Source organism: Lacihabitans soyangensis, assembly GCF_024343775.1.
Classification (GTDB): Bacteria; Bacteroidota; Bacteroidia; order Cytophagales; family Spirosomataceae; genus Leadbetterella; species Leadbetterella soyangensis.
Map to the genome: position 1 here is coordinate 1 of NZ_RJUF01000099.1, position 651 is coordinate 651.

The window sequence follows — 651 nt, forward strand, 5'->3', positions numbered from 1 at the left end:
GGAGCCCATGAATAGGTATAATTAGGCGTTCCACCAGATGCGGTTACTGTTGCCGTTCCAGTACTTGCTCCATTACATCCTACGTTAGTTTGGGCCGAAATAGATGCTAATAAGGTGGTTGGCTGAGTAATTATTACCGTTGCTGTTTTCTGACAAGAGTTGGCGTCTGTAACTGTCACCGTATATGTTCCAGCTGTTAGACCTGATGCTGTAGCTGCTGTACCGCCAGAAGGTGACCATGAATAGGTATAATTAGGATTTCCACCCGATGCAGTCACAGTTGCTGATCCAGTACTTGCTCCATTACATAATACATTGGTTTGAGCAGAAATAGATGCCACAAGTGCGGTCGGCTGAGTAATATTGACTGTTGCTGTTTGCTGACAAGCGTTTGCATCAGTCACTGTTACCGTGTAAGTACCAGCCGCTAAACCAGTAGCTGTAGACGCTGTACCACCAGAAGGTGCCCATGAATAGGTATAATTAGGATTTCCACCAGATGCAGTCACAGTTGCTGATCCAGTACTTGCTCCATTACATAATACATTGGTTTGAGCAGAAATAGATGCCACAAGTGCGGTCGGCTGAGTAATATTGACTGTTGCTGTTTGCTGACAAGCGTTTGCATCAGTCACTGTTACCGTGTAAGTA

The 651-nt window shown here is 45.2% G+C and carries 1 pseudogene; it reads right to left on the reverse strand.

Annotated features, from left to right (window positions below):
• Positions 1 to 651: pseudogene (locus EGI31_RS14565) on the reverse strand (SprB repeat-containing protein); the annotation flags it as partial.